Origin of the sequence: Bradyrhizobium sp. BTAi1, assembly GCF_000015165.1 — a bacterium.
In the GTDB taxonomy this organism is placed as follows: domain Bacteria; phylum Pseudomonadota; class Alphaproteobacteria; order Rhizobiales; family Xanthobacteraceae; genus Bradyrhizobium; species Bradyrhizobium denitrificans.
The window spans coordinates 5562394-5579765 of sequence record NC_009485.1; the positions used below are offsets into that span (position 1 = coordinate 5562394).

General features: G+C 65.8%; 18 protein-coding genes. 7 read left to right on the forward strand and 11 right to left on the reverse strand.

Annotation, left to right across the window (positions count from 1 at the left end; all coding sequences use genetic code 11):
- Positions 1-5: 5 nt before the first annotated feature.
- Complete coding sequence (locus tag BBTA_RS24955) at positions 6-491, forward strand: ureidoglycolate lyase (protein ID WP_012045278.1); 486 nt, start codon at positions 6-8, stop codon at positions 489-491.
- Positions 492-544: 53 nt separating this feature from the next.
- The gene (locus tag BBTA_RS24960; RefSeq protein WP_012045279.1) at positions 545-1375 is read left to right on the forward strand and encodes a bifunctional allantoicase/(S)-ureidoglycine aminohydrolase; all 831 of its coding nucleotides are present in this window, start codon (positions 545-547) and stop codon (positions 1373-1375) included.
- A 122-nt stretch (positions 1376-1497) separates the two neighbouring features.
- Here BBTA_RS24960 and BBTA_RS24965 read toward each other — a convergent pair whose 3' ends face one another.
- From BBTA_RS24965 to BBTA_RS24980, 4 genes are all read right to left on the reverse strand, one after another.
- Positions 1498-2829 (reverse strand): dicarboxylate/amino acid:cation symporter, encoded by a 1332-nt coding sequence (locus BBTA_RS24965; protein ID WP_012045280.1) that lies wholly within the window; start codon positions 2827-2829, stop codon positions 1498-1500.
- Positions 2830-3154: 325 nt separating this feature from the next.
- Positions 3155-4612, reverse strand: coding sequence for a bifunctional serine/threonine-protein kinase/universal stress protein (locus tag BBTA_RS24970; RefSeq protein WP_012045281.1), 1458 nt, complete (start codon positions 4610-4612; stop codon positions 3155-3157).
- A gap of 3 nt (positions 4613-4615) precedes the next feature.
- A complete protein-coding gene (locus BBTA_RS24975) occupies positions 4616-5356 on the reverse strand; it encodes a metallophosphoesterase (protein ID WP_012045282.1) in 741 nt (246 codons plus the stop codon).
- A gap of 330 nt (positions 5357-5686) precedes the next feature.
- Positions 5687-6232 (reverse strand): DUF2846 domain-containing protein, encoded by a 546-nt coding sequence (locus BBTA_RS24980; RefSeq protein ID WP_012045283.1) that lies wholly within the window; start codon positions 6230-6232, stop codon positions 5687-5689.
- 699 nt (positions 6233-6931) lie between these two features.
- On the opposite strand from BBTA_RS24980, the gene BBTA_RS41430 reads away from it, so the two are divergent.
- Positions 6932-7174, forward strand: coding sequence for a hypothetical protein (locus tag BBTA_RS41430; protein ID WP_244424103.1), 243 nt, complete (start codon positions 6932-6934; stop codon positions 7172-7174).
- A gap of 382 nt (positions 7175-7556) precedes the next feature.
- On the opposite strand, the gene BBTA_RS24990 is transcribed toward BBTA_RS41430, so the two are convergent.
- Together BBTA_RS24990 and BBTA_RS24995 are read right to left on the reverse strand one after the other, a co-directional pair.
- Positions 7557-8495 carry a S1/P1 nuclease gene (locus tag BBTA_RS24990; RefSeq protein ID WP_012045286.1) on the reverse strand — a complete coding sequence of 313 codons (939 nt, stop codon included), beginning with the start codon at positions 8493-8495 and terminating at the stop codon, positions 7557-7559.
- Positions 8496-8826: 331 nt separating this feature from the next.
- Positions 8827-9780, reverse strand: coding sequence for an alpha/beta fold hydrolase (locus BBTA_RS24995; RefSeq protein ID WP_012045287.1), 954 nt, complete (start codon positions 9778-9780; stop codon positions 8827-8829).
- 93 nt (positions 9781-9873) lie between these two features.
- Here BBTA_RS24995 and BBTA_RS25000 point away from each other — a divergent pair, with 93 nt between their 5' ends.
- Entirely contained in the window at positions 9874-10470 is a 597-nt protein-coding gene (locus BBTA_RS25000) for a TetR/AcrR family transcriptional regulator (RefSeq protein ID WP_012045288.1), read from the forward strand.
- Positions 10471-10549: 79 nt separating this feature from the next.
- Here the strand turns inward: BBTA_RS25000 and BBTA_RS25005 are convergent, their stop codons facing one another.
- Genes BBTA_RS25005 through BBTA_RS25015 form a run of 3 tightly spaced genes read right to left on the reverse strand, consistent with a single transcriptional unit; the run spans position 10550 to position 12602 of the window.
- Positions 10550-11158: a hypothetical protein gene (locus tag BBTA_RS25005; RefSeq protein WP_012045289.1), complete on the reverse strand. Its 609-nt coding sequence runs from the start codon at positions 11156-11158 to the stop codon at positions 10550-10552.
- Positions 11155-11826: a hypothetical protein gene (locus BBTA_RS25010; RefSeq protein WP_012045290.1), complete on the reverse strand. Its 672-nt coding sequence runs from the start codon at positions 11824-11826 to the stop codon at positions 11155-11157. The genes BBTA_RS25005 and BBTA_RS25010 overlap by 4 nt, the downstream gene beginning before the upstream one ends.
- A complete protein-coding gene (locus BBTA_RS25015; RefSeq protein WP_012045291.1) occupies positions 11823-12602 on the reverse strand; it encodes a MotA/TolQ/ExbB proton channel family protein in 780 nt (259 codons plus the stop codon). Before BBTA_RS25015 ends, BBTA_RS25010 begins: the two co-directional genes overlap by 4 nt.
- Positions 12603-12798: 196 nt before the next feature.
- Between BBTA_RS25015 and BBTA_RS25020 the strand changes: the two genes are divergently transcribed.
- Positions 12799-14157: a histidine kinase gene (locus tag BBTA_RS25020; protein ID WP_012045292.1), complete on the forward strand. Its 1359-nt coding sequence runs from the start codon at positions 12799-12801 to the stop codon at positions 14155-14157.
- Positions 14158-14166: 9 nt separating this feature from the next.
- Positions 14167-14814, forward strand: coding sequence for a response regulator transcription factor (locus BBTA_RS25025; protein ID WP_012045293.1), 648 nt, complete (start codon positions 14167-14169; stop codon positions 14812-14814).
- Between the two features lie 218 nt (positions 14815-15032).
- Here BBTA_RS25025 and BBTA_RS25030 read toward each other — a convergent pair whose 3' ends face one another.
- Together BBTA_RS25030 and BBTA_RS40880 are read right to left on the reverse strand one after the other, a co-directional pair.
- The gene (locus BBTA_RS25030) at positions 15033-15620 is read right to left on the reverse strand and encodes a TetR family transcriptional regulator (protein ID WP_012045294.1); all 588 of its coding nucleotides are present in this window, start codon (positions 15618-15620) and stop codon (positions 15033-15035) included.
- On the reverse strand, positions 15617-15790 hold the full coding sequence (locus BBTA_RS40880; protein WP_012045295.1) for a hypothetical protein: 174 nt from the start codon (positions 15788-15790) through the stop codon (positions 15617-15619). Before BBTA_RS40880 ends, BBTA_RS25030 begins: the two co-directional genes overlap by 4 nt.
- A gap of 272 nt (positions 15791-16062) precedes the next feature.
- Here BBTA_RS40880 and purB point away from each other — a divergent pair, with 272 nt between their 5' ends.
- The gene (gene purB / locus BBTA_RS25035; RefSeq protein ID WP_012045296.1) at positions 16063-17370 is read left to right on the forward strand and encodes an adenylosuccinate lyase; all 1308 of its coding nucleotides are present in this window, start codon (positions 16063-16065) and stop codon (positions 17368-17370) included.
- Positions 17371-17372 lie beyond the last annotated feature (2 nt).

The window sequence follows — 17372 nt, forward strand, 5'->3', positions numbered from 1 at the left end:
GACGGATGCCCTCCCTCACGCCGCAACCGCTGACGAAGGCAGCCTTCGCTGCCTTCGGCGACGTTGTCGAAACCGACGGCGCCGCGCCGATCGAGATCAACCAGGGTTTTGCCCGCCGCTGCAACGGCCTCGCCAATATCGACGTGACCTCGGGCGGCGCCGCCGTGAACATCAGCCTGTTCGAGGCGAAGCCCCGCCCGCTGCCGATCGAGATCAAGCTGATGGAGCGGCACCCGCTCGGCAGCCAGCTGTTCATGCCGCTGCAGGACCGGCCCTGGCTAGTGCTCGTCTGCCACGATCCGCGCGATGCCGCGAGCTATCAGGCTTTCACGGCCACCGGGCGACAGGGCGTGAACTACGCCCGCAACGTCTGGCACCATCCGCTGCTGGTGTTCGACGAGGCCTCGCGCTTCATGGTCGTCGATCGCATGACCTCCGACAATCTTGAGGAAGTGTGGCTCGAGCGACCGCTGGTCTTGAGCATTCCCTGACGACTGACGGCGCGCCCGATGGAACGATTCGCGCGCGTTTTGGAGAGACGATGATGGACAAGCCGAACTACTTCGTGCCGCAGGGCGGCCATCCGCCGCAGACCGATCTGCTCACCGGGCGCGCCGTGTTCACCGAGGCCTATGCCGTCATTCCCAAGGGCGTGATGCGCGACATCGTGACGTCGGTGCTGCCGTTCTGGGACAAGACCCGGACCTGGGTGATCGCGCGTCCCCTATCGGGCTTCGCCGAGACGTTCTCGCAATACATCGTCGAGGTCTCGCCCGGCGGCGGCAGCGCCCAGCCCGAGCCCGATCCGGAGGCCGAAGGCGTGCTGTTCGTGGTGTCAGGCGAGATCGCGCTGACCATCGCCGGCACCGCGCATCGCCTTGGCAAAGGCGGCTACGCCTTCCTGCCGCCGGGCTGCAAATGGACGCTGACGAACGACGGCGCGGCGCCCGCGACCTTCCACTGGATCCGCAAGGCCTATGAAGCCATCCCCGGCATCCCCGCGCCGGACGCCTTCGTCACCAACGAGGCGGCGATCGCGCCTGTCGGGATGCCGGGCACCGATGGCCGCTGGGCCACCACCCGCTTCGTTGATCCGCTCGACGTCCGCCACGACATGCATGTCAACATCGTCACCTTCGAGCCGGGTGCTGTCATCCCGTTCCTGGAGACCCATGTGATGGAGCACGGCCTCTACGTGCTCGAAGGCAAGGCGGTCTACAAGCTCAACCGCGACTGGGTCGAGGTGGAGGCCGGCGACTTCATGTGGCTGCGCGCCTTCTGCCCGCAGGCCTGCTACGCCGGCGGCCCCGGCCGCTTCCGCTACCTGCTCTACAAGGACTCCAACCGCCACATGAAGCTGCGGCCGTTCCGGTGAGATGAGAAGCGGGGCGGTCCTGTTGCTCCGTCATTGCGAGAAGCGTAGCGACGAAGCAATCCAGAGTCGTCTGGCGTAGCTCTGGATTGCTTCCGCTTCGCTCGCAATGACGCGTGGAGCAATCACGCTCCCTGATACTCCACCTCTTCCGCCGTGCCGCGGTCGAGCACGACCTTGGCCTTGGCGAGGTCGAGATCGTCCTCCCACGCGGCCACCACGACGGTGGCGACGCAATTGCCGATCAGATTGCCGACAGCGCGCGCGATGCCGACGAACCAGTCGACCGACAGCACCAGCACGAGACCGATGGCGGGGATCGCCGGCACCGCGCCGAGGGTCGCGGCGAGGATGACGATGGCCGAGCCCGGCACGCCATGCGCGCCCTTCGACGTGACCAGCGACACGCCGAGCACCAGCAAGAGGTCGCTGACCGACAGCGGCGTGTTGGTCGCCTGGGCGATGAAGACGACGGCGAGCGTCAGGTAGATCGAGAACGCATCGAGGTTGAAGGAATAGCCGGTCGGGATGACCAGGCCGACGACCTCCTGCTTGACGCCCATCGCCTCGAGCTTGCGCATGATCTGCGGCAGCACGGAGTCGGACGACGCCGTCGCCAGCACGATCAGCAGCTCCTCCTTCAAGTAGCGCAGGAACTTGAACAGGCTGAGCCCGGCCATGCGCATCACGAGGCCGAGCGCGATGACCACGAACAGCGCCACCGCGACGTAGAACAGCACGACCAGCGCCAGAAGCTGCTTGAGCGAGCCGACGCCGTATTTGCCGACAGTGAAGCCGATGGCGCCGAGCACGCCGAGCGGCGCCACGCGCACGATCAGCCCCATCGCCTTGAACAGCACCTTGGCGATGGACTCGATCAGGTCGACCACGGGCTTGCCGGGCTCGCCGACCAGCGCCAGGCTGACGCCGAAGATCACCGCGAAGAACAGCACCTGCAGCACGTCGTTGCGGGCGAAGGCGTCGAACGCCGTCGGCGGAATGATGTTGAGGATGAAGCCGCCGAAGCCGCCGCCCTGCAGCTTGTGGGCGTTGTCGGCGAAGCTCGCGAGCTGCTTGGCGTCGAGCTTGGCGACGTCGATGTCCATGCCGTGGCCGGGGCCGAAGACCAGCGCCAGCACCAGGCCGAAGGCCAGCGCGATCGTGGTCATGCCCTCGAAATAGACCAGCGACTTGACGCCGACGCGGCCGACTTTCCTGAGATCGCCGGCGCTCGCAATGCCATGCACGACGACGCAGAACACGATCGGCGCCACCACCATGGCGATCAGGCGCAGGAACGCGTCGCTGAAGAATTTGAGACTCTGTGCAGTCTCGGGTGCCAAGACGCCGATCAGGATGCCGAGCACAAGCGCAGCCACGACCTGAAAGAACAGCGAGCCGAACAGGCCTCGCTTCGGCGCAGCTGTCCCCGCCATGCTCACATCCGTTGCCGCCATCGATCTCCCCCTCGTCAAACAGAAACGGCGCGCCCGACGCGCGTCACAATGTCACTGTGGCGGCGGAACTTGGGAAAGGCAATCGCAGCTGCGCCTCAAATTCATGCGGGAGATGCCGCTTCGGACGTCATGGTTGAAAGGTGAAAGAATCGATCCGATGAAGGCGGGCGTCTCGGAAGGCGCGGCCAGGATCGGCCTGATGGTTCGAGACGTGCCAGCGGCGCTCCTCACCATGAGTCGCGTGCGCCAACTGGCGCTGCATACAAACCACGAGGTGTGCAGTGCCTCGGCTTTTGCCCCTCATGGAGAGGACAAGTCGCCTCCTTCATTCGCCCGACACGACCTTCGCCGGCACGTCATCATCGTCGTCTTCCGCCTCGCGCGCCGCGTGGCGCGTGCGCACCACGGTCACCGTGCAGCCGGCTTCGGCGGCCACCTTCGCCGACACGCTGCCGAGCAGCGAGCGCAGCACCGAGTCGCGGCGGGCGCCGATGATGATGTGATCGATCTGGTTGACCTCGGCGAATTCGATGATGGCGGCGGCCGGATCGACGGCTTCGAGCACGTGCACCGTCAGCCGGCCGGCGTCGAGCTTGAGCGGCGTCGCCCAGTGCTTCAGCGCCACCATGCGGTCGATATGCTTGTTGTTGCCCTCCTCGTCCAGGGTGCGGTCGATGGTCAGGCGGCCGAGCTTCAGCACGTTGACGCAGGCGAGCCGGGCCGCGGGGAGCGTGGCGAGAATACGCTGGGCGGTCAGACGCAGCGCGCCGTTGAGCTCCTCACCGCCTTCCGAGGTGTCGATCGCCACCGCCACGATCGGGCTCGAGGCGATCTGCAGCGCGACGTCGGATGTCTTCTGCTCCGGCTGCACCAGGCCACGATTGAAGCGGCGGCGCCAGACGGTCGTGATCGGATCACGCTTGACCTTCTCGGCGCGCGCGGTGAGCTTGACCTGGTCGGGATGGCCAAGATCGAAGGCGAGCTGCGCCGCGGTCGGATAGCGCCAGACCGGCTCGATCTCCAGGCAACGCAGCACGATCTCCTGCAGCCATGGCGGATAGTCCGGCTTCAACTGGCGCGGCGGATAAGGATCGCGCCAGAGACGCCGGCGCATGCCGCGCAGGGTCTCGGTCTCGCCGAACGGTCGCACCCCGGTCGTGAAAAAGTACAAGAGCACGCCGAGTGAAAACAGATCGCTGCGCGGATCGCTGCGCGTGCCCATCATGCGCTCCGGCGCCATATAGGGCGCGGTGCCATAAGGCAGGCGGAACTCCTCCTGCAGCAGGTCCGGCAGATGCTTGTGGCAGGACAGGCCGTAGTCGATCAGCACCGCCTCGCCCGTGGGACGGAACATGATGCTCGACGGCTTGATGTCGTGATGGATGACATGCTGCCGGTGAATGTCGGCGAGCGCGGTGGCGATCTTCGCGACCAGCCCCCGCGCCTCCTCATAACCCAGCGGCAGCTCGGGCAGCCGCTTGTACAGCGTCTCGCCCGGAATCTGCTCGATCACGACATAGGCTTGCGTGGCGAAATCGCCGGTGCCGAAACAGGCCGGCACATGCGGGCCGGACAGTTTTGGCAGGATCATCTGCTCCATCTCGAAGCTGACGATCGCCGCGGGATCCTCGCCCTCGGAGACGCGCGGCACCTTCATCAGGACGGGGCGGTCGATGTCCGGCCGGGTGACGCTCCACAACGTCGCCATGCCGCCGGAATGGACGCATTCGCCGACCGTGAAACCGTCGATGACAACGCCCGGCTGGAGCTTTGATCTCGGCATGCGCTAGCGCCCCATCGACAGCCGCTGCGCCAGCCAGGGCGGCAGGCCGTTGTCGCGGATGCGCTGCGCCGCCGCCTCGACGTCATAGGGCACACGGCAATAGGTCAGCTCGCGGCTTTTCGTGTCGAACGTCACGAAGGACGCCGCCGGATCGCCGTCGCGCGGCTGGCCGACCGAACCGACCACGGCCAGCCATTGCCGGCCGCGCAAAAGCTGAATCGGCATGTTGGCCGTCGGCGTGAAGCTCGTCATCTTGGCGGTGGCAGACATCGAGTACAGCGCAGGACGGTGGATGTGGCCGCAGAACGTGACCTGCGCCTCGGTCGCGATCATGCTGCGCGCGGCATCGGCCGAGCTCTGCACATAGCGCCAGCGCGGCGGGCTCGACGCCTCCGCGTGCACGAACAGCCGGTCCTCGTCCCCGACGCTCATCGGCAGCTCGGCGAGAAAGCGCCGCTGCTCGGCGCTGAGCCGGCCGCGCGTCCACTCCATCGCCGCCTGTGCCTCGGCATTCATGGTCTCGCTCGCGGTGGAGACGGCGTTGTCATGGTTGCCGCGCACGGCGAGCCCGCCAGCGGCGACCATCTCCATCACGGTGTCGACAGACCATTCCGGATCGGCGCCATAGCCGACGATATCCCCGAGGCAGATCAGGCGGTCGGCGCCCCGGGCGCGCGCCGCCTCCAGGCAGGCAGCAAAGGCCTGCCGGTTGGCATGGATGTCGGTGAATATCGCCAGCAGCACCCTGTCCTCCCGGTTGCACCGTACAAGCCGGCTTCGCACGGAATTTGAGCAACATCAAACCGGACGCGCCGGAGCAAGCGGTTTTTGCGGGCAGGCACGACGAGGAGTGAAAGAGCCGACGTGAAGCGTCCCGTCAGCGTCGACCGCCTTTGCCCGTGCGCGCCGTACACCAGCGCCTGCAGGCCGTATCGCCGGACAGGCTGCTTGGGTGCTGCGGGGGAAGAAGCAGGCGCGACGCTATTCGCCCTGTCGCGGGCGTTTGATTGTTCACGCGCGAATAGACGAGACCCGTGACTCAAGCGGGGCCCGACGGGGCAGCCCGCCTCCGGCTCACCCGCCCCTGCCTTCTGCATCCACCAATTGGAATTCTTCGATCATGGCCCGGGCCGCCGCTTCGTCCAGCGGCACAAAATCGACGGGTCCGGGGTTGTCGCTTCCGGACGAGGCCGCCGAGGTGACCAGCGCACCGGCAACACCACCAACCATCGCGCCTGCCGAAATGGCCTTGGAGCGCTGGCTGGGCTGGACACGGAAGTAATAGGCTCGACCAGCCTGGGTTGTCACGTCGGTCTGAGTCTGCCCCGCAAACAGGGTCTGCGTCGCTCCGAGTTGATGACGTCCGGCGGGAACATCAATGTGCATATAAGTGCCGATCTTGAGCTCCCCAAGCGGCGCCCCATCAAGCGTCACATCACAGACGGTCCCCTGGAAAAGAAGGCCCCTTTTCTGTGCGGCCAGCACGACGACACGGGATTTTCCCGCCGCCGGCTGTCCAACTCGCTGCATCGTGGCCGCAACATCCGTCACGACCTTGTCGGTCGCGCATCCTGATAACAGCACTGCGGTCAAACACAGCCCCGCCCAAAGCCTGAACATCACGCCCCCCCAATCCTCGTTCCCCCGGAACTCTTTCAATAATCAGGAGGGGTCTACAAGGCAATGATCGCAAGGCTTGATGAGTGCGCCCCTTGGCGAAGCGGCGAACATGTTCGGCACTCGTCGTGGCGGTTCGTATCGCCTGCTGGATCATCGCCACATGCTAGACGACGACAATGAAGGCTGTCACGGCTGCGCTTGGTCCATCAACCCGCCCCATATGTCGTGACGACAGCTCGTGCATCGCTGAGCTGACAGCTCGACGACGACGTGTCATGCGCCGGGCACTCCCGCAATCGAAGGTTGTTCGTCCATGGATGTATGTTATCGTTCATCGGCCGGGACCACCGCTCCGGCCTTGGGAGGACACGGCGCATGAGATTGTCGTCGAGCTTTGTCGCGTCGTCCGCCATCGTTGTCGTGTCTGCCGTGTTGCTCAGCGGCCCGGCAGTATCGCAAGTTCCAACAGGCTCCGCTGCCACGCTGCCCCCGGTCACGGTCGATGCACCGAAGCCGGCGGCGAGGCCACACCGGGTGGAGCGTGGCACAGACACACGGACGTCCCACCGGACGTCGTCGACCACGCGCGTGTCGACATCAGCCGCGCGGACAGCGTCGCCGGCGCCAGACACCGTGTTGGGCAGGATTGCGAAGTACGAGAAAGTCGCGAGCAATTGCAACGGCGGCTGCGAATCCAGCATGCCACACGGCAAGGATCCCTGGGTCGGCTGTAGCGAGTCCGGCGGCGGACAGACAAATGCCCCGTTCTCGCCGACGTGCCGGGACAGCCTCACCTACAAATCCTACGTGGATTGCGTCGAGACCAAGGTGTTCCTGGGCGAGTACCGCAACCGAGCCTACTGGATCTGCAGCAGCCTCTCGGCCGGCAACAAGTTCCAGGTCCAGGTCGCCGAAGCCAGGCGATCAAAGCGTCCGAACTAACCCGGCCCTCGCCTTGGCTGCGCGCGGACACGCCGCAGCAGCCGGATTCAGGATTTCGGTGATCGTGCAATTGACCCGTGTGGCAGCCACCTGCTCGGCGTTTGAAGTGGAACGCACTGTCACCGAAATCGAATAACCACACCACGGCATCGATTTGGTTTGTTTGTCACGAGACGCGCGGATCAGATCGAGCGTTGTTGGGTGAATTCGATGAGCATCGATCGCATGCGGTCGTGCGGACTGGCGATCACATTGATCGGAGCGCCGCCCGGCAGATCAGACTAGGCGCCAAGCCGACGGCATCAGCCGGTCACGCTGCCGACGGACGGAGACGAACAGATCTCCTCAAGCCGTCATACTCCTCTTCGGCCCCCTCGCCCGCCTACCGCAGCAACGCCTCGAGCAGATTGGCCAGCCGTGCGGCGGCGAGCGCGGCCTGCTTGCGCGCCGTCTCGCGGGCGTTGGTCTCGTAGTCGCGGGTCAGCTCGGCCGGCTGCTTGTCGGCGCGCACAGGCGGGGCGTAGGCGACGGTCTTGGCGAGCTCAAAACTCTCCTGCGCCCATGTCGCGGGATCGACGATCTGGGCCTTTCCGGCATCCGGCGCGACCGCGGACAGGCCGCTGTCCTGGTCGGCGTCACGGATCGCGCCGAACACGGAGGAATAGCCGCCAAAGATCCTGTCCCAATAAAAGTGCAGCGGTAGCTTCTCGCCGTTGGCGGCGACGACCTGCACTTCGTTGCCGCCGCGGTCGCCGCCCTTGTCCGGCAAGGCGGCCGAATAGCGGGCGATGGCGTGCAGCGGCTGGTGCAGATCCCCGACCAGGTGGATCATCCAGCTCAGACTATATGAACGCAGGGCATCGGAGGCGTCGCTGTTCGCGGGCAGCTTGGCGATCATCAGCTTGAGCTGCGACACCGCGTCGACCGGATCCGGGCGCGGCAGCGGCGTCTCGTCCGCCGACAACAGCGTATCCTTGTAGTGCCAATAAGCGTGCTTGAGGTGGCCATAGGGAACGAGCTGCCTGGCCGTCGAATCCGTCACCTGATCGTCATAATAGTCCGTCTTCATCTTGATGTCGTCGGGCCAGGTCGCCGCGTGGACGAAGGCGTACAGCTTCTCCTGGCCCGCCGGCGCGCCAGCGATCCAGCTGGAATAGTCGGGGTTGAGCTTGAGCAGCGCATCCGCCCTGTCCCGCGCCGCGGGCGTCAGCTTCTTGTAGGCCACATAGGCAATCTGCATATGGCCCTCGTCCCACCAGGCGAGCGCCTGTCCGGCCGGCCACAGCAACGCAGCGGCCAATGCGATCGTCAGCCTGCGCATCGCAACGCTCCCTCACTATCCAATCAAACGAACAACGAATTTCATGCAATCAGCAAATGATCCGCAGGCTAACGCGAACAGGGGCACTTGGCAATTTCGCCGTGCGAGAGGCTGAACGTAGTCACCGGGTCACATGCCGCGCCCTCGCCTGCCGATCGCTCACCGGTCGGCCGCATTCAGCGCGGTGGCGCGCCATTGCCAGTCCATAGCCGGCGGCGGCGATGTCTTCCGCTGGGTGACGGCGTTCTGGGATTATTGACACCTCCACGGAACAGCCGCAACCGGGCGTCGACGCATGATCCTCATGGGGCGGCGTCCTGGCGACGGCCGCTCATTTGCCCTCGAGAAAGGCGCGAACCTTCTGCACGGTCTGCGCCGGTTGTTCTTTCATGATCCAGTGCCCTGAGCCGGTGATGATGCCGCCCTGGACGTTGCTGCCGACGTTGCGAATGACCGCCGCCTCCTGATCGCCGAACGATTTCTCGGCGCCGAGGGCCAGGATCGGCATCGGCAGCTTCTTCTCGGCAAAGACCTTGTTGTCCTTGGCATCCTGGTTGAAGGCAGCAAACTGCTCAAAGGCGTAGTGCATGTTGCCCGGCCGCGCATAGAGCTTTGCATAATGCCTGCGCGTCGCCTCGTCGATCTTCTTCGGGTCGGCCGACAGCTCATTGTAGAAGCGATCGAGATAGATCCGCTCACGGCCTTTGACGAGCCGGTCGACATCGGGCCCGCGGAAATTGAAATGCCACAGCAACGGGCTCTTCAGGATCTCGTCCCACGGACCGATACCGGGCAGTGGCGCATCGATCACCACCCATTTGGTGATACGATCGGGATATTGCGCAGCGAGCGCGTAGCCGACCATGTTGCCGATGTCGTGCGTCACCAGATCGGCCTTCTGGACGTTGAGCTTGTCCATCACCATGGCGATGTCGACGCCTTGCGTCTTCTTGTCGTAGCCGCCGGCCGGCTGCGACGACAGACCCATCCCGCGCAGGTCGGGAACGATGACGGTGTGGTCCTTGTCGAGCGCCCCGGCGAGCGGCGCCCACATATCGCCGGTGTCGGCGAAGCCGTGCAGCAGCACCACGGCGGGGCCCTTGCCGCCGACGCGGACATGCAGTGTGGCGCCGTTCACCGCGATGCTCTGGGTCTTGAACTCCGCTGGAAACGGCTCGATGGCAAACGCCGGCGACGCGCCGAGCATCGCCGCGAGGGACGTCAGCAGGACATACGCCAATTCCGTGGCCCACTTGCGGGTCCCGGATATGCTAATACAGCTCATGTTCGACCCTCGCATCGTTCTATATCGATCGGTATATTAGTCTCCGCAGTGGACGGGCGAAGTCAAGCTGAATATCGATGAGGAACCTTCTCCATGCCGACCGGACGGCCGCGCGAATTCGACACTGAAAGGGCCCTTGAACTGGCGACCTCGCTGTTCTGGCAAAAGGGCTACGAAGGAACATCGCTCTCCGATCTGACCGAGACGCTGGGCATCACGCGGCCGAGCCTCTACGCCGCCTTCGGCAACAAGGAAGCCTTGTTCCGCCTGGTACTGCAACGCTACGAGGCGAAGGCAGGCGCCTACCGCACCAAGGCGCTCAAGGCGCCGACGGCCCTTGAGGTCGCGCGGCAACTCCTGGAAGGCGCAGCGGAGCTCCACGGCGACAAGGCAAATCCGGTCGGTTGCCTCGGCGTGCACGGCGCGCTGGCCTGCAGCGACGAGGCCGCCATGATCCGCCGCGACATGAGCGCGCATCGCATCGCCGGGGAGGCGGCCATCCGCCGGCGTCTGACGCGGGCCAAGGCCGAGGGCGACCTGCCGCCCAATGCAAGTCCGTCAGATCTTGCGCGCTATCTCTCGGTGGTGATCTACGGCATGGCGGTGCAGTCCGTCGGCGGCGCCAGCCACGCGGAGCTGCGCCGCGTCGCGGCGATCGCGCTCAGCCAATGGCCCAAAAGCGCACGTTGATGTTGCAATAGCGGCTTGGCGTCGTTCGCGCCGAACGGAGTGACGCGCGCAAACGCGGGAGACCACCGCGCCGGCCGCATCACTGCTCATCCTTCGGCGGCATGCGCGGCGGCAGCAATGGCGTGAAGGAGACGCCGTCGCCGGCCTTCAGCGCGGCCTTGAACTCGCCGGTCGAGGGATCGCCGCCGGCCGTCTCGATGATGGTCTTGGGCAGGATGTATTCGCGCGCGGCATCGATGACCCCGCCGTCGCCGGTGCCGAAATCGGCGGCACGGCCGCCTTGCGGATGGCCGGCGGCGATCTGGTCGGCGGCGTGCTGGGCCTTCTCCGCGAGCGCATCGCTGTAGGGAATCCTGTAGGCGCGCGGCACGCCGCTTGGCCGGTTGTCGGCGTCGAGCGCCTCGACCCACAGATAGACCGCGCCGGGATCGCCATCGAGTGTGTGCGGATCGACGATGCGCACCTGCAGCACCTTGAAGGTCTTCGGCAGCCGGTCGATGCTGGCCCAGCCGAGCAGGCCGCGGGCGCCGACGAAGCTGCCGACATAGAACGCGCTGGTGACGATCACCGCAGCCGCCTTGGCCTGCCAGGGCAGCCGCGCATAGACCAAGACCAGCAGCAGCAGCGCGCCGATCAGCGCATAGCACACGGAGAGCGTGACGATGACGGTCTGCAAATGGCTCATCATCGGCTGATCATCCTGACGCCGGTCTTGGGATCGATATCGGCGCCGTTGGCGCGGACATTGCGGAACGTCTCCAAGAGCGATTTCGGCCGGCGCTGCACGTCGATCACCTTGCCGGTCGCGTCGAGCTTGAAGCGCAGCGCCGTCTTCTCATCGCCGGAATGATCGAGCACGACCTTGTCGTCGAAGATCACCTGCGCGGTCGGGTTGAGCTTCTGCACCTTCACCTTGGCCTCGACCGGCGCGCCGCTGACATTCTGGAAATGCGAGATGTTGACGGTGTATTCGCCGGCGACGATGCCGCGGATCGTCACGATCTCCTCGCGGATCGGCGACGGGATCTTGAGGCCGTTGACCAGGATGAAGTCGTTGGCGCCGCCGCGATCATCGCGGTCGAGGGTGAGAAAGCCGGCCTCGCGATGCCTGTACCAGGCGATGTTGCCGACAGGGTCCTGCACGAACAGGTCGAGATCGTCGGGGTGGTTGTCCGGCCAGTCCATCGTGATCAGGAACTCGGCCTTCGAGTCGACCTTGCCGTCCTTGGCGTCGGGCGAGATCGCGAGCACCGCGATGAAGAAGAAGAACGCGACGATCTGCAGCGCCTTGAACAGCATCACGCTGAACGGGTCGAACTGCTCCTCGCGCGGAAAGAGTCCGAAATCGTCCATCATGCGCCCTGCTCCGCGGCGCGGTCCATCGCGCGCTCGAGCCGCGGCGTCACCCGCGTTTCCGTCAGCATCACGGCATCGGAGAACACGCGCCCCGTCGCCGCGTCCAGCATGTAGTACTGGATACGCACCAGGATCGAGCCGACGAGGCCGGCCAGCGTCGTGTACATCGCCACCGCCATGCCGTCGCTCATCAGCCCCATCGACGATTTCATCGCCAGCTTGTCGTTGACGTCGAGGCCGGCGATCGGCGCCAGCATGATGATGAAGCCGATGATGGTGCCGAGCAGGCCGAGCTTCATCAAAGTATCCGAGGCGAAGCCGCCGAAGCCGTTGGAGCCGCGCAGCCGGTCGGCCAGCGTGCGCAACAGCAGTGTCTGGTCGAGCCGCCCTGCCCCTTGCGTCCGCGCCTTGGTGACGAGGCTGTAAATGTGGTTGGTGACGAGCCCTTTGGGCAGCAATTGCGCATCGGGTTCGAGCGCGCGCTCGGCATCGGCCCCGATCAAGACCGCACGGCAGCGCCGCGCCGCATCCGCCTCGCGCGCGATCGCCCTCGTCCGCCAGAAGCAGTGACAGCAGGTCACGAGATAGAGCACGGCGACGACGCTGGAGATGTAGGTACGGTCGGAGGCGACCATCAGATGGAAATAGCCGTAGCGCGCCAGCACCACGGCGGCGAACACGGTGAGCCCGGTAAAGATCATCCAGAGCAGCAGCGGACCGCGCTCGGCTGCGTCCCGCGCAGGTTCCACTCTGTCGGCACTGCTGACCACGCTCATGCATGAACTCCCCGGTGACACGCCGTGACGGCCGGCGCCTTGACAGCGAAGTTAAGCAGAGCGGCGGAACAGCGTCCAAAGACATCTGCCTCGCTGCCCTTGGGAAAATTTCCCAAGCTTGCGCTTGCTGCAGTGCATTTGCTTGGCGGCGCAGCGGCACGTTGTTACGCTGCGGCCGAAGCCGTGGAGAGATCGCATGCGTCTCGTGCTCCAGCTCATCGCCCGCCTGGCGCTGATCGTTCTGCTCTGCCTGGCGGCCGCAGCCATCTGGGTCACCGTCGACGCCTATCGCAGCGTCGATCGCGCCACCACGGCCTCCGCCGAACGCGTCTCACAGGCGCTGGAGGCGCTGTATTGGCGCGAGCTGCTGCTGCGCAGCAACCGGACGCGCGACCATCTGCTGCCGGTGCCGGACTGGCGCACGACCGAGACGATGAAGCTGATCGCGCCCGGCATCTGCGTGCAGTTCAAGCCGGAAGCCGCCTTCGAAAAGCCGCTGTGTGGCCAGAGCAAGGGCCTCGGCGCGGTGCCGCCGCGCTGGTTCTCAGGGCTGGTCGAGACGATCCTCGGCGATCACGCGGCGGTGGCGCAAGCAATCAGCGCACGGGCGACGACGGCGGGAACCGTGTCGGCCGTGGCCGATCCTGATGCCGCGATCCAGCTCGCCTGGCTGCGCATCCAGGACAGTTTCGGCGTGGCGCTGGCGATGGCGGTTGCCATCGGTGTGCTCGCGTCGCTGGCGATCGCCCATGCGCTGGCGCCCGCGCGCAGCATCGTGCAGGCGTTGCGGCGTCTGGCCGAGGGCGAGCACCGCCCGGCGCTGCCGCGCTTCCGCTCGATGGAGCTCGCGATGATCGGCCGCGCGGTCTGCGAGCTCGGCGACCGGCTGGCGCAGGCCAATGAGCAGCGCGCGGCGTTGACCGAGCGCCTGCTCGACATCCGCGACGAGGAGCGGCGCGCGCTCGCCCGCGAGCTGCATGACGAGTTCGGCCAGAACCTCACCGCCATCCTCGCTTTCGCCTCGACGATCGAAAGCGCCGGCAAGGACCGCAACGACCAGATGGCGCAGGATGCGCGCATGATCACGCAGTCCGTCACCCATCTGATGGCCTGCCTGCGCGGCACCTTGAGCCGGCTGCGCCGGCCGCTCGCCGAGGAGCTCGGCCTCGAAGCCGGCCTGGTGGCGCTGACGCAGAACTACCAGCACGCGGCACGCCCCGCGATCCGGCTCGACCTGCACGGCGATCTCGCCGACATCCAGGGTCCGGTCGCGGTGACCGCCTATCGCATGGCGCAGGAATGCCTGACCAACGCCTTGCGTCACACCGATGCCAGCGAGGTGTCGCTGCGGGTCGAGCGGCGCCCCGGCCCTGACAGCGCGCTGCTGATCTCGATCGAGGATGATGGCGGCGGCGACGCCACGCAGCTGGCGCAATCCTCCGGCTTCGGCCTCACCGGCATTCGCGAGCGTATCGCCGCCGTCGGCGGCTCGCTGTCGATCGCGCCGGCCGCCCGCGGGCTCAGCGTGTCGGCGACCATCCCGCTCGCGGCCTGAGGTCACTGAATGGCCGAGCCGACAGCAATTTCAATTCTGCTGGTCGACGACCATCCGGTGGTGCGCCAGGGCTATCGCCGTGTGCTGGAAAGCCAGGACGGTTTTCGCGTGATCGCCGAGGCCGACAGCGCCGCCGCAGCCTATGCCGCGTTCAAGGTCCATGCGCCTGACGTGGTCGTGCTCGACATCTCGATGAAGGGCGCCAGCGGGCTGGAGGCGATCCGCAACATCCGCGCCCGCGACAACCGCGCCTGCATCCTGGTGTTCTCGATGCATGGCGAGGCGCCGCTGGTGAAGGCGGCGTTTGCGGCCGGCGCGAGCGGCTTCGTGACCAAGAGCAGCGAACCCTCCGCCCTGGTCCGCGCCATCCGCATGGTGATCAGCGGCGAGCGCGCGCTCAGCGACGACGTCGCTCATGTCCTGGCAGCCGACAGCCTCGATCCGATGCAGACGGTGCTCGACCGCTTGGGTGAGCGCGAGATCGAGATCCTGCGCCAGCTCGCCTCGGGGCTGACCACCGAACAGATCGCCACCAATCTGCACCTCAGCGTCAAGACGGTGCAGAACTATCATTATCTGGTGAAGGCCAAGACCGGGCTGCAGACCGACGCGCAACTCGTGCGGCTGGCGGTGACCAGCGGCCTGACGGATCTGTAGCGGAGTTCATCCTAGCACGCCGGTCGTTGGCAGGCGACGTTTCTCAACCCGTCATTGCGAGCGCAGCGGCGCAGCCAAGCAATCGAGAGTCACGCCCACCCCTTGGACACCCCTTGGATTGCGTCGCTGCGCGCGCAATGACGTTGTAAGGAGAGTGTCGCCACACGGACATCGGACGCCTGCAGCGAGCGCTCACCGACAGGTCTCGTGCCCGTCGGCTATCGCGCCTGCAATCCGCGCAACAACAGGGTCAGAACGGCATCGACCCGGGCCGAGCAGGTGCATTCGCCCCACTCGTCGGCGTGAGCCGGATGATGGAAGCTCCTGGTCGCGTCGAAGATCGCAGCGGCCGCAGTTTTCGGATCGGCGACCTCGAACGCGCCCTGGGCGACGCCTTCGGCAATGATGCCCTCGACCTGGGCGATCAGATCCTGCTTGTGCGCCTTGACCACCGAACACGCCTCGCGCGCCAGGGTCAGATAGGTGGCGAACATCTCGGGGTCTTCGCAGACCCGCTTGTGCTTGGCGCCGAACAGCTCGCGCAGCCAGCGCTCCAGCTTGGCCGGGGCCGGCCCCGGCTCGGCGGCGATCTGCGCCAGCGGCTTGCTGACGCGCTCGAGCCAGCGTTTCGCCACTGCCTCACGCAGCGACGCCTTGCTCGGAAAATGACGGTAGACGGAGCCGTGGCTGACATCGAGCGCCCTTGCGACGTCGACGACCGTCGCTTTGGCGAGCCCGTAACGGCGCAACACGTCCTCGGTGACTTCGAGGATGCGCTCGGATGTCAGAACCACGGCCTCATTCATGCGTGCACCATATCGGCATCCGCCGGATGCGCTTTGATCTGGATCGGCTTAGCCGTCGCGGTGGCCGGATCAGCCCCCAACCGGGCCGCCTGGGCCTCCAGATGACGGGCGATCTGCTGATTCAACCAGTCCTGGAATTGGGTGTGCAATAGTCGCTTTTCAATCTTCATCGAAGCGGTCCTTCGCAGTTCAAACCGCTGAACCCATGGTCAGACAGTAATCCTTCGCTGAGATCAACATACACCGTCTCGCTGACAGATTTCAATATCTGTCAGCGAGATTCTCAAAAATTGGTATCACAATCCCGTTTTCAGCCACCCCACCCCGCCGTCACCCACCGTTTGTGTCGCGAACATCCCTCTGCTAAGGCACGGCGTAAAACGCTGCCGGGGCCGCTTTGGCCGCTTCCGGCCCGCCTTCCCTCCCGCCTGGAGCGCCATCGATGATCCCCCGCTATACCCGCCCCGAAATGGCCTCGATCTGGGAGCCGCAGACCCGGTTCAAGATCTGGTTCGAGATCGAGGCGCATGCGGCGGACGCGCTGGCCGAGTTCGGCGTGATCCCGAAGGACGCCGCCAAGACGATCTGGGCCAAGGCCAAGGACGCCACTTTCGACGTCGCCCGCATCGACGAGATCGAGCGCGAGACCAAGCACGACGTCATCGCCTTCCTCACCCATCTCGCCGAGATCGTCGGCCCTGAGGCGCGCTTCGTGCACCAGGGCATGACGTCGTCGGACGTGCTCGACACCTGCCTGAACGTGCAGCTGACGCGCGCCGCCGACCTGCTGCTGGCCGATCTCGACCGCGTGCTGGCCGCGCTCAAGACGCGCGCCTTCGAGCACAAGATGACGCCGACCATCGGCCGCTCGCACGGCATCCATGCCGAGCCGGTCACCTTCGGCCTCAAGCTCGCTTATGCCTATGCCGAGTTCAGCCGCGCCCGCGAGCGCCTGGTCGCGGCCCGCAAGGAGGTCGCGACCTGCGCCATTTCCGGCGCCGTCGGCACCTTCGCCCAGATTGACCCGCGCGTCGAGGAGCACGTCGCCAAGGCGATGGGCCTCAGCCCCGAGCCGATCTCGACGCAGGTCATCCCGCGCGACCGCCACGCGATGTTCTTCGCCACGCTCGGCGTGATCGCCTCCTCGGTCGAACGCTTCGCCACCGAGGTCCGCCACCTGCAGCGCACGGAAGTGCTGGAAGCCGAGGAGTTCTTCTCCGAGGGGCAGAAGGGCTCCTCCGCGATGCCGCACAAGCGCAACCCGGTGCTGTCGGAGAATCTCACCGGCCTCGCCCGCATGGTGCGCGCCTATGTGACGCCGGCGATGGAGAACGTCGTGCTCTGGCACGAGCGCGACATCTCGCATTCCTCGGTCGAGCGCATGATCGGCCCCGACGCCACGGTGACGCTCGATTTCGCGCTGGTGCGCCTCGCCGGCCTGGTCGAGAAGCTCCTGGTCTATCCCGCCAACATGGCAAAGAACCTCGACAGGCTCGGCGGCCTGGTCCACTCGCAGCGCCTCTTGATCGCGCTGACGCAAAAGGGCGCCAGCCGCGAGGACTCCTACAAGCTGGTCCAGCGCAACGCGATGCCGGTGTGGCGCGGCGAAGGTGACTTCAAGACCTTGCTGAAGGCCGATGCCGACGTGAAGAAATATCTCACGGACGCCGAGATCGACGAGCAGTTCGACCTCGGCTACCACCTCAAGCACGTCGACACGATCTTCCGCCGCGTGTTCGGCGAAGGCTGAAG

Bases quoted from the DNA above. Each gene is read 5' to 3' on its own strand.
- BBTA_RS24955 (WP_012045278.1), top strand. From the start codon at position 6: ATGCCCTCCCTCACGCCGCAACCGCTGACGAAGGCAGCCTTCGCTGCC.
- BBTA_RS24960 (WP_012045279.1), top strand. From the start codon at position 545: ATGGACAAGCCGAACTACTTCGTGCCGCAGGGCGGCCATCCGCCGCAG.
- BBTA_RS24965 (WP_012045280.1), bottom strand. From the start codon at position 2,829: ATGGCGGCAACGGATGTGAGCATGGCGGGGACAGCTGCGCCGAAGCGA.
- BBTA_RS24970 (WP_012045281.1), bottom strand. From the start codon at position 4,612: ATGCCGAGATCAAAGCTCCAGCCGGGCGTTGTCATCGACGGTTTCACG.
- BBTA_RS24980 (WP_012045283.1), bottom strand. From the start codon at position 6,232: ATGTTCAGGCTTTGGGCGGGGCTGTGTTTGACCGCAGTGCTGTTATCA.
- BBTA_RS41430 (WP_244424103.1), top strand. From the start codon at position 6,932: ATGCCACACGGCAAGGATCCCTGGGTCGGCTGTAGCGAGTCCGGCGGC.
- BBTA_RS24990 (WP_012045286.1), bottom strand. From the start codon at position 8,495: ATGCGCAGGCTGACGATCGCATTGGCCGCTGCGTTGCTGTGGCCGGCC.
- BBTA_RS24995 (WP_012045287.1), bottom strand. From the start codon at position 9,780: ATGAGCTGTATTAGCATATCCGGGACCCGCAAGTGGGCCACGGAATTG.
- BBTA_RS25000 (WP_012045288.1), top strand. From the start codon at position 9,874: ATGCCGACCGGACGGCCGCGCGAATTCGACACTGAAAGGGCCCTTGAA.
- BBTA_RS25005 (WP_012045289.1), bottom strand. From the start codon at position 11,158: ATGATGAGCCATTTGCAGACCGTCATCGTCACGCTCTCCGTGTGCTAT.
- BBTA_RS25010 (WP_012045290.1), bottom strand. From the start codon at position 11,826: ATGATGGACGATTTCGGACTCTTTCCGCGCGAGGAGCAGTTCGACCCG.
- BBTA_RS25015 (WP_012045291.1), bottom strand. From the start codon at position 12,602: ATGAGCGTGGTCAGCAGTGCCGACAGAGTGGAACCTGCGCGGGACGCA.
- BBTA_RS25020 (WP_012045292.1), top strand. From the start codon at position 12,799: ATGCGTCTCGTGCTCCAGCTCATCGCCCGCCTGGCGCTGATCGTTCTG.
- BBTA_RS25025 (WP_012045293.1), top strand. From the start codon at position 14,167: ATGGCCGAGCCGACAGCAATTTCAATTCTGCTGGTCGACGACCATCCG.
- BBTA_RS25030 (WP_012045294.1), bottom strand. From the start codon at position 15,620: ATGAATGAGGCCGTGGTTCTGACATCCGAGCGCATCCTCGAAGTCACC.
- BBTA_RS40880 (WP_012045295.1), bottom strand. From the start codon at position 15,790: ATGAAGATTGAAAAGCGACTATTGCACACCCAATTCCAGGACTGGTTG.
- purB (WP_012045296.1), top strand. From the start codon at position 16,063: ATGATCCCCCGCTATACCCGCCCCGAAATGGCCTCGATCTGGGAGCCG.